We start from the raw sequence: 8,694 nt of genomic DNA on the forward strand, positions 1-8,694 counted from the left end.
GTTTTTATCTATTGCAAAATATATATAAATAACAATTTACTATTAGATTTTTATTGTAATATCCTGTAAACTAGGAGTGAAAAATAATGATTTAAGTAGCTTATTAACGTATATAAAATTTAATTATTAAAAATATATTTTAAATTTATAATATATAAAATTAAAAATGTGATATATAAAATTAAAAGAATGTATAATAATTATAGTGTTTTATATTTATCATTGGGAAAGGAAAATATTGATATGGATAGTTATAAATTGATTAAGGCTAAGATACCATGCAAAGAAACAGGAATAGAAATAAAGAGAACTTTATGTGATATTTGTTCTCCAGGAATTCATTGTGGAATTGATGCATATGTCAAAGATGGTAAAGTAATAAAAATAGAAGGTACAAAAGAGCATCCAATGAACAGAGGGTTGTTGTGTACAAAAGGTCTTTGTAATAGAGAATATATGTATAGAGAAGATAGAATAAAAACACCACTGAAGAGGATTGGAAAAAGAGGTGAAGGAAAGTTTAAGCCAATATCATGGGAAAAAGCTTATAGTGAAATAGGGGAAAAATTAAATAAAATAAAAGACGAATATGGAGCAAAACATGTAGCATTTTTTACGGGGTATGGAAAGTGGTATAGACCGTTTTTACAAAGGTTTGCATCTTCATTTGGCTCTCCTAATTATGGTACAGAATCAAGCTCATGTTCAACATCAGCACAAATGGCTGGAAATGTTGCAACTGGAAGAAGTTTTACAATGCAGGATATGGAAAATGCAAAGACTTATTTAGGTTGGGGATTTAATCCATACTACTCTAAATTTTTAAATAGCGTAAATCTAAGTAAACTAAAGGACAAAGGTTTAAAATTTATAATTGTAGACCCTAGGATAACACCAACAACTCAAAAAATAGCAGATTTGCATTTGAGAGTTAAGCCTGGTACTGATGGAGCTTTAGCCCTTGGAATGGCTAATTTATTTATAGAAAAAGATTTGATAGATAAAGAATACATAGAAAAACATGTACATGGATTTGATGAATACAAGGAATACGTAAAATTATTTGATTTAGATACTGTCAGCAAAGTTACAGGGGTTTCTAAAGGTGATATAGTAAAAGCTGTAGAGATGTTATCGCAAGGTCCATTTTGTATAAATGAAAGTGCTGCTCCAGTAGTTCATCACCAAAATGGATTTCAAAATTATAGGGCAATGATGTCTCTATCTGCTATAACAGGTAATTATGATAAAATTGGAGGTAACATACCAAAACAAGATTATTTTGCTGGTAAGGCAGGAGGATTTCAAACATTAGAAAAAGAGTTTGTAAAAGAAGCTCTACCTAAAAATATAAATGAAAGAATTGGTGGGGAACGATTTCCTCTTTGGAATGAAATGGTAACTCAATTTCAAGCTATGGATTTAACTCGACAAATAGAAGAAAAGACACCTTATGAAATAAAAGCATTGTTTTGTCATGGTATAAATGCTAGAATGTTTCCTAATTCAGGAAGGCTTTTTAACGCACTAAACACTGTAGATTTCTTTGTCAATATAGATTTATTTATGACAGATGCATCAAAATATGCAGATATACTTTTACCTGCATGCACATCTTTTGAAAGAGAAGAATGTAAGAGTTATCCAGGTGGGTATATTACATATACGAAAAAAGTAATTGATACATTATATGATTCAAAATCAGATGTAGAAATACTTTCTGACTTAGCAAATGTTATGGACATAGAGGATGATTTGTTAAAAGCAGGTTATGAAGCAAGTATAAGATACATGTTTAAAGGAACTTGTGTAGATGTAGATGAGCTTAAAGAAAGTGATTTACCCTTGAAATGTAAAGATTTTAAACCATATGAAGTAGGTTCATATACAAGAGAAGGATATGACACTAGTACATCTAAGTTTGAATTAAAATCTACAATTATTGAGAAATATAAAGATTTTGGTTTAGACGCATTACCAACATACAAAGAATTTAATGATGATATAGATGAGTATACTTACCTATTAACATCAGGGGCAAGAATTCCAAATGCATTACACTCAAGACTTCATGATGTTAAGCTTTCAAGAATATTAAAAAATGAGGCTAGTTGTGACATTTCTAGTTTAGATGCAAAAGACTTAGGTATTAATAATGGAGATTATATAAAAATAACTACTAAAATAGGAAGTTTGAATGTAAAGGTCAAAGTTACTGATAGAGTTTTATATAAAAACATACATATGTATCATGGATATAGAGAAGCTGATGTAAATAGTATCATCTGTGATAATTTTGACCCTTATAGTGGATTCCCTGCATATAGAAGTTGTAAGTGTAAGATTGAAAAAGTGAATAAATAATTGGGGGGATATAATGAAAAGTTTATTTGAATTTAATAAAGAGTTATGTACAGCATGTGGGGCTTGTTTACTTGCTTGCATAGACCAAAATGATAATGACATAGATAAGGGTGAACTTTTTAGACATGTATTTACAGTGGAAGAAAAAGAAAAGGTAGAATATTTCTCATTATCATGTGTTCATTGTGATGAAGCAAAATGTGTAGATGTATGTCCTAAAGATTGTTTTAAAAAAGAACATAAATTTGTCATATTAGATAATCAAGATTGTATCGGATGTAAACTTTGTGAAAAAGCTTGTGAATATGGAGCTTTGATTTATGGAAATGATGGTAAGGCAAACAAGTGTAATGGTTGTGTTGAACGAAATGAGTGTGGTATGGATGCACCTTGTGTAATGGTATGTCCTACAGGAGCATTAAAGTTTAATATGGAAGTGTAGATTAAGTATAAATTATAATTTATACTAAGATGTAAAATGAACTTTGTAAAAGACTACATTAAATTTGTATTATAACGAGTTTAATGTAGTCTTTTTTATGTATATACTTATAAAATAAAAAATTGAGATAGTTAGAAGTTTAAATTTTTATTTCAAAAAGTTTGTCTTATAAATTACTAATCAATTAATATGTTTAAGAATTTTTCTTTATGATTTAAAAAATCTTGAGTAAGTTGATAATTTTCGCTGTCTTCGCATTTAACTTTATTAATGCCATTCTCATTTACTTCATAGATGATTGAATTAGGATAACAAATTAATATGGGTGAGTGTGTTGCTATGATGAATTGGCAATTTTGGGTTACTAATTCGTGTAATCTTGTTATAAAAGCCATCTGTCTAGCAGGTGAAAGTGCTGCCTCTGGTTCATCTAATATATATATTCCTTCTTTAGAAAATTTATGAATAAATAATGAGAAGAAGGATTCACCATGAGATTGTTCATGCAATGATACTCCTCCATAATAGTTTATAGTTTTTACTCCTGACGAAAACATAGAAGCTTTATCTATTGCAGTAGCTACATTATAAAAAGATTCAGATCTCAAGAAAAAATTTTGCTTAGGTTTTTTAGGTCCTTTTGTGATTGTTATATATTTATGAAGTTCAGAGTGGCTATTATAAGTACTAAAGCCAAAGTTTTTTGTCCCACCTTCAGGGTTGAATCCATATTCAATAGCTATTGCTTCTAATAATGTTGATTTTCCACTTCCATTTTCACCAATTATAAAAGTTACGTTTTTATGAAACTCAAGTTGATATAAGTTTTTTACTATTGGTAGATTAAATGGATATTCATTTATACTATGTATACCTTTTCTGTTTAGTTTAACTGACCTAATATATTGATTTATTTTTTCAGCATTCAAATTTAAAACTCCCTTTTATTGATTTTAATATACTTATTATAACTTAAAATTAGTGACTATATTTAGGTTTTTATCTAATAAATTTTAATATAGATATTAATAATTTTTAAATTGGAATCTAGATATAGATATGCATAGTGTTAATTATCAGAAACCTTACACTAACAACAGATAATTTTAATTACTCTTAAAATATTTACTTAGGAAATTAAAATATTTTATATTTGTAACAATAAAAATATATCTTTTATTATAAAAAAATTGTTGAAAAACGATATTATATGATGTAGTATATAAAATATTTTAAAGGAGTTGATATAGTGTCTGATAAATTTATAAAAAATCTATTAAATGGTATATTACAAATTTTATTTTTTCTTTTAGCATTAGTACTTTCTGTAGGAGGAATTAAAGGCTTTAGTTATATTTGTTTTAGTGGTGAAGCAACTATACAAGGTTCTATATCTGGTATATTAAGGTTTTCTTTGGGTGTATCATATTTTATTATAGTAAAGTCATTGTTAGAAATATTAAATAGTTATGAATATAGCTTATTCATAAATGAAAATGCAAAAAGATTTAGACTTATTGGTTATCTTTTACTTTTAAATTCTGTTATAGAATTTAGTTAAACTTTCGGCACTACTGGAACAGGAATGAGGTTCCTAGATTTAGGACTTGGATTTTACTTTACAGTTCCAACTCTTGTGTATTTTGTGGTTGCTCAGTCTTTATTTTCATATATCCAGTATTCGTTCCATCACTACATCTATAATAATTCTTTTCTAAGACTTCTTTATCTAATATTACTTGGATAGTTCTATTACAATCAATAATTGTACTAAAAATTGTTGCAGCATCTACTTTGCTTACTAACATACTTTCAAATAATTCTTCTGAAGCAAATGATACACGAGATATATTTAATTCTTTACTAAATTTTTTTGTATCTAATTTTTTATTGATTAATACACAGTCTTCCATGGAGGTTGATTTGCAATAGTAGTAATGATATGTAAATATCTATATCACAACTTTTTCATATGTATTAATTTTATAAAAATGAGTTAAACAGTCCAATTATATTAAATAAATTTGATATTAAAGATGGCTATATAAGTGGATAAGGAAATAGTTTTTTTCTATTGGAAAAATAAAGAAAATTCTATTATAATTGAACATGTGACAAAAGTTTGCAAAAAACAACATTAAGTGAGGGGGACTTATTTTATGATTTTTAGCATGAAATATTTTTTGGAATTATTTCCAATAATAATGAAATCATTCAATGTAACTGTGATTTTAGCAATAAGTTCACTGGTATTTTCATTAATTATAGGAACGATAGTAGCATTATCATCTTATTATAAAGTCAAAGTATTAAATCAAATATGCAAAGTATATGTATCAATATTTAGAGGTACACCTCTTATGCCACAGTTGTTCTTTTTATATTTTGGTTTGGCCTATATGAGTGATTTTGTAAAAAATATGGATCCAGTATTTGCAACATCTATAGTACTTAGTTTGAATATGGGAGCTTATATGTCAGAAACGATAAGAGCATCTATACTTTCAATTGATAAGGGGCAGATAGAAGCGGCATATGCAATGGGATTAACAAATTTACAAACAATGAAAAGAATTGTTGTACCACAGGCAATAAGAGTTGCATTGCCATCATTATTCAATAATTTTATAGATTTAATTAAAGGTTCTTCTGTAGCTTTTGTTGTTGGAGTAAATGATATAATGGGTGCTGCCAAATCACAAGGAGCATTAAGTTTTAAGTTCTTTGAGGTATATGGAGCAGTTATGGTAATTTATTGGTGTATAATAACTCCTTTAAGTTGGGGGCAAAAAAAATTAGAAAAGAAAATCAGCAATTATTAGGTCATAAAAAAAATACATAGAAAAGTATTTTATATAAAAAATAATGTGAGGAGAAGAGACATGATAAAAAGAAATATTATAAAATGTTTGGTAGCAGTTTTGTCATTAACAGTTTTAGTCACTGGTTGTACAAAAAAGGAAGAAGCAAAGGATGAAAAAATTATAACTGTAGCTTCATCTAACTCAGCAGACCCATATTCTTATGTTGATAGTGGAGAACATAAAGGGTTTGAAGTTGACATGTGGAAAGAAATAGGTAAAAGAAGTGGATATAAAATAAAAATGGAACCAACAGGTTTTAGTTCTATATTCGGAATGTTAGATTCAGGTAAAGTTGATGTAGCAGCCAACTTTTTTGGAATGTCTAAAGAGAGATTAGAAAAATATGATGCTTCTGTTCCTTATGGCTCTGATTCTGTATGTATAGCTGTAAAAGATGGAAACAATGAAATAAACAAGCTTGAAGATTTAAAAGGAAAAGTAGTAGCAGTATCAGAAGGTTCTCAAGGTCAACAAGTTGCAGCAACTGTTAATAAAGATAATTTATTTGAAGAAAAGGTTTATGGTGATGGAACTAACGGTCTTCAAGATTTAGATTTAGGAAGAGTTAGTGCATGGATTGATGCAGAACTTACTGTTGTAGGAGATTCTAAAAAAGCTAATATGAAAGTAAGAGTGTTAGACGAAAAATTATCAGTTACTAATATAGCTTATTTCTTTAAGAAAAATGATGAAAAATCAAAAGTTATAAAAGAAGATGTAAACAAGGCAATTGAAGAAATGCTTGCAGATGGAACAGTGAAAAAAATATCTGAGAAATGGTTTGGAATGGATGTAAGTGCTGATATACAAAAATAAATGCTTTAAAGATAAAATATAAAGTTGTGATAACTATAGATAAAATTATGAAAATGTAAATTTATCTATAGTTATCTGTGTATTATAATGTATTTAGATTAGTCCTTATAGATTAAAATAAGTTATGGAGGTCTTATAAATGATTGAAGATAAAATAAAATCTATTGCACTAAAAAATAATGAAAAGGTTATAAAAATAAGACGACAAATACATAGCAATCCAGAATTAGCATTTAAAGAATTTGAAACATCCAAACTTATAAAAAAAGAACTAGATAAGCTTAATATTGAATACATAGATGTCGCAGGTACAGGAGTACTAGCAACTATAAAAGGAAGCAATAATGGCAAAAAAACAATACTACTTAGAGCCGATATGGATGGGCTTCCAATAAAAGAAGAAAATGATTTAGAATTTAAATCTACAAATGATAATATGCATGCTTGTGGACATGATGCACATGTTTCATGGTTACTAGGGGCAGCAATGATTTTAAATGACATAAAAGAAGAACTGCATGGAAATGTAAAATTACTATTTCAACCAGGTGAAGAAAAAGGTGGTTCTGATATTGTAATCAAGGAAAATGTACTTGAAGGTGTGGACGTATTAGCAACAGGTCATTGTTGGCCAACTATTGAGTCAGGGAAAATTGGAATTGCTAGAAATTGTGCTATGGCAGCAACGAATACTTTTGAAATAACAATAATTGGTAAAGGTGGTCATGGAGCAGAGCCTCATAACTGTATAGACCCAATTGCGGTTGGAAATGCAGTATATTCATCAATCCAGCAGATAGTTTCAAGAAAAATTGACCCAGTTGTACCAGCAGTGGTATCTGTTTGTTCTTTTAATTCTGGTATCTCTAAAAATATAATACCAGATATATGTATACTTCAGGGGACTATTAGAGCTATAAGTCAGGAAAAAGTACTTGAAATAAGTGAAGTACTAGAGCATATGGTAAGAAATATATGTAAAGCTCATGGAGCGGATTGCAAGTTTGAAAAGAGTGCAGGAGGAGACGCTGTTGTAAATGATAAAAATATGATAGAACTAGGAAGAAAAAGTGCTTTAAAAATACTTGGAGATGAAAATATTGAAATGATTGATTTCCCAGCAATGACAGGTGAAGATTTTGCTATTTATATGAAAGAAAGACCTGGTTTATTTATGTATATAGGTGTAGGCAATAAAGAAAAAAATATAAATTACAAACTTCATAATAATAAGTTTAATATAGATGAAAAGTGTCTAAGTACAGCATCTTCATTATTTGCACAACTTGCAGTAGATTATCTTTGTCAATGTTAGATTATAGTTATAAGAATATATTTTATTTAAAAATAAAACGACTAAGTTATTTTTAGATTTGAAATTAACATATTAATTTTAGTGTCAAATATGTGATTAGTTTATTATATTTATTAAAAAAGGTGGATAATAATGATAAAAGTAGAGAATTTGCATAAAAGTTTTAAAGGTACAGAAATTCTTAAAGGTATAAATTTAGAAATAAATCAAAGCGAAGTAGTAGCTATACTTGGTCCATCTGGAACAGGTAAATCTACATTACTTAGATGTTTAAATTATTTAGTTGAGCCTACAAAAGGAAAAATAATGATTGGAGATGTAAAAGTAGATGTAGAAAAAGCAACAAAAAAGGATATAGCAAATTTAAGAAAACATACATCTATGGTATTCCAAAACTATAACCTATTTAAAAATAAAACAGCATTAGAAAATGTAATGGAAGCATTGATAGTAGTACATAAAAAGAGTAAACAAGAAGCTAGAGAAATTTCTCTAGAATTAATAGAAAAAGTTGGGATGTTGGATAGAAAAGATTTTTATCCATCAAAGTTATCTGGTGGTCAGCAACAAAGAATAGGTATAGCTAGAGCGATGGCAGTAAATCCAAATGTAATATTATTTGATGAACCAACATCTGCACTTGACCCAGAACTTGTTGGAGAAGTTTTAAGTGTTATAAAATCGCTTGCAAAAGAGGGAATAACAATGCTTATTGTGACTCACGAAATAAACTTTGCAAAAGAAGTTGCTGATAAAATTATATTTATGGATAATGGGGTGATAGCTGAAGAAGGAACTCCTGATGAAATATTTAATAATCCAAAAAATGAAAGAACAGCAAAATTTTTAAATATTATTAGGAAAGAAGAAGTATTTAATTAAAAACATATAAT

At 28.1% G+C, this 8,694-nt stretch carries 9 protein-coding genes; 7 read left to right on the forward strand and 2 right to left on the reverse strand.

Annotated features, from left to right (window positions below):
• Positions 1-189: 189 nt before the first annotated feature.
• Positions 190-2,364, forward strand: a complete 2,175-nt coding sequence (locus tag KGF52_RS19205) for a molybdopterin-dependent oxidoreductase (RefSeq protein WP_227841289.1) — start codon at positions 190-192, stop codon at positions 2,362-2,364.
• Between the two features lie 13 nt (positions 2,365-2,377).
• The gene (locus tag KGF52_RS19210; RefSeq protein ID WP_227829542.1) at positions 2,378-2,806 is read left to right on the forward strand and encodes a 4Fe-4S dicluster domain-containing protein; all 429 of its coding nucleotides are present in this window, start codon (positions 2,378-2,380) and stop codon (positions 2,804-2,806) included.
• Between the two features lie 176 nt (positions 2,807-2,982).
• On the opposite strand, the gene KGF52_RS19215 is transcribed toward KGF52_RS19210, so the two are convergent.
• Positions 2,983-3,735, reverse strand: coding sequence for an AAA family ATPase (locus KGF52_RS19215; RefSeq protein WP_227841290.1), 753 nt, complete (start codon positions 3,733-3,735; stop codon positions 2,983-2,985).
• Between the two features lie 320 nt (positions 3,736-4,055).
• On the opposite strand from KGF52_RS19215, the gene KGF52_RS19220 reads away from it, so the two are divergent.
• Positions 4,056-4,367: a hypothetical protein gene (locus tag KGF52_RS19220; RefSeq protein ID WP_227841291.1), complete on the forward strand. Its 312-nt coding sequence runs from the start codon at positions 4,056-4,058 to the stop codon at positions 4,365-4,367.
• Between the two features lie 58 nt (positions 4,368-4,425).
• On the opposite strand, the gene KGF52_RS19225 is transcribed toward KGF52_RS19220, so the two are convergent.
• Positions 4,426-4,719, reverse strand: a complete 294-nt coding sequence (locus tag KGF52_RS19225; RefSeq protein WP_227841292.1) for a YbaK/EbsC family protein — start codon at positions 4,717-4,719, stop codon at positions 4,426-4,428.
• A gap of 246 nt (positions 4,720-4,965) precedes the next feature.
• Between KGF52_RS19225 and KGF52_RS19230 the strand changes: the two genes are divergently transcribed.
• The 4 genes from KGF52_RS19230 (at position 4,966) to KGF52_RS19245 (ending at position 8,683) form a co-directional block, all read left to right on the forward strand.
• Positions 4,966-5,628 (forward strand): amino acid ABC transporter permease, encoded by a 663-nt coding sequence (locus KGF52_RS19230; RefSeq protein ID WP_227841293.1) that lies wholly within the window; start codon positions 4,966-4,968, stop codon positions 5,626-5,628.
• A 60-nt stretch (positions 5,629-5,688) separates the two neighbouring features.
• Complete coding sequence (locus tag KGF52_RS19235) at positions 5,689-6,486, forward strand: amino acid ABC transporter substrate-binding protein (RefSeq protein WP_227829539.1); 798 nt, start codon at positions 5,689-5,691, stop codon at positions 6,484-6,486.
• A gap of 139 nt (positions 6,487-6,625) precedes the next feature.
• Complete coding sequence (locus KGF52_RS19240; RefSeq protein ID WP_227841294.1) at positions 6,626-7,801, forward strand: M20 family metallopeptidase; 1,176 nt, start codon at positions 6,626-6,628, stop codon at positions 7,799-7,801.
• A 132-nt stretch (positions 7,802-7,933) separates the two neighbouring features.
• Positions 7,934-8,683, forward strand: coding sequence for an amino acid ABC transporter ATP-binding protein (locus KGF52_RS19245; RefSeq protein ID WP_227841295.1), 750 nt, complete (start codon positions 7,934-7,936; stop codon positions 8,681-8,683).
• Positions 8,684-8,694: the final 11 nt, after the last annotated feature.

The organism is Clostridioides sp. ZZV15-6597, assembly GCF_020657815.1.
Classification (GTDB): domain Bacteria; phylum Bacillota; class Clostridia; order Peptostreptococcales; family Peptostreptococcaceae; genus Clostridioides.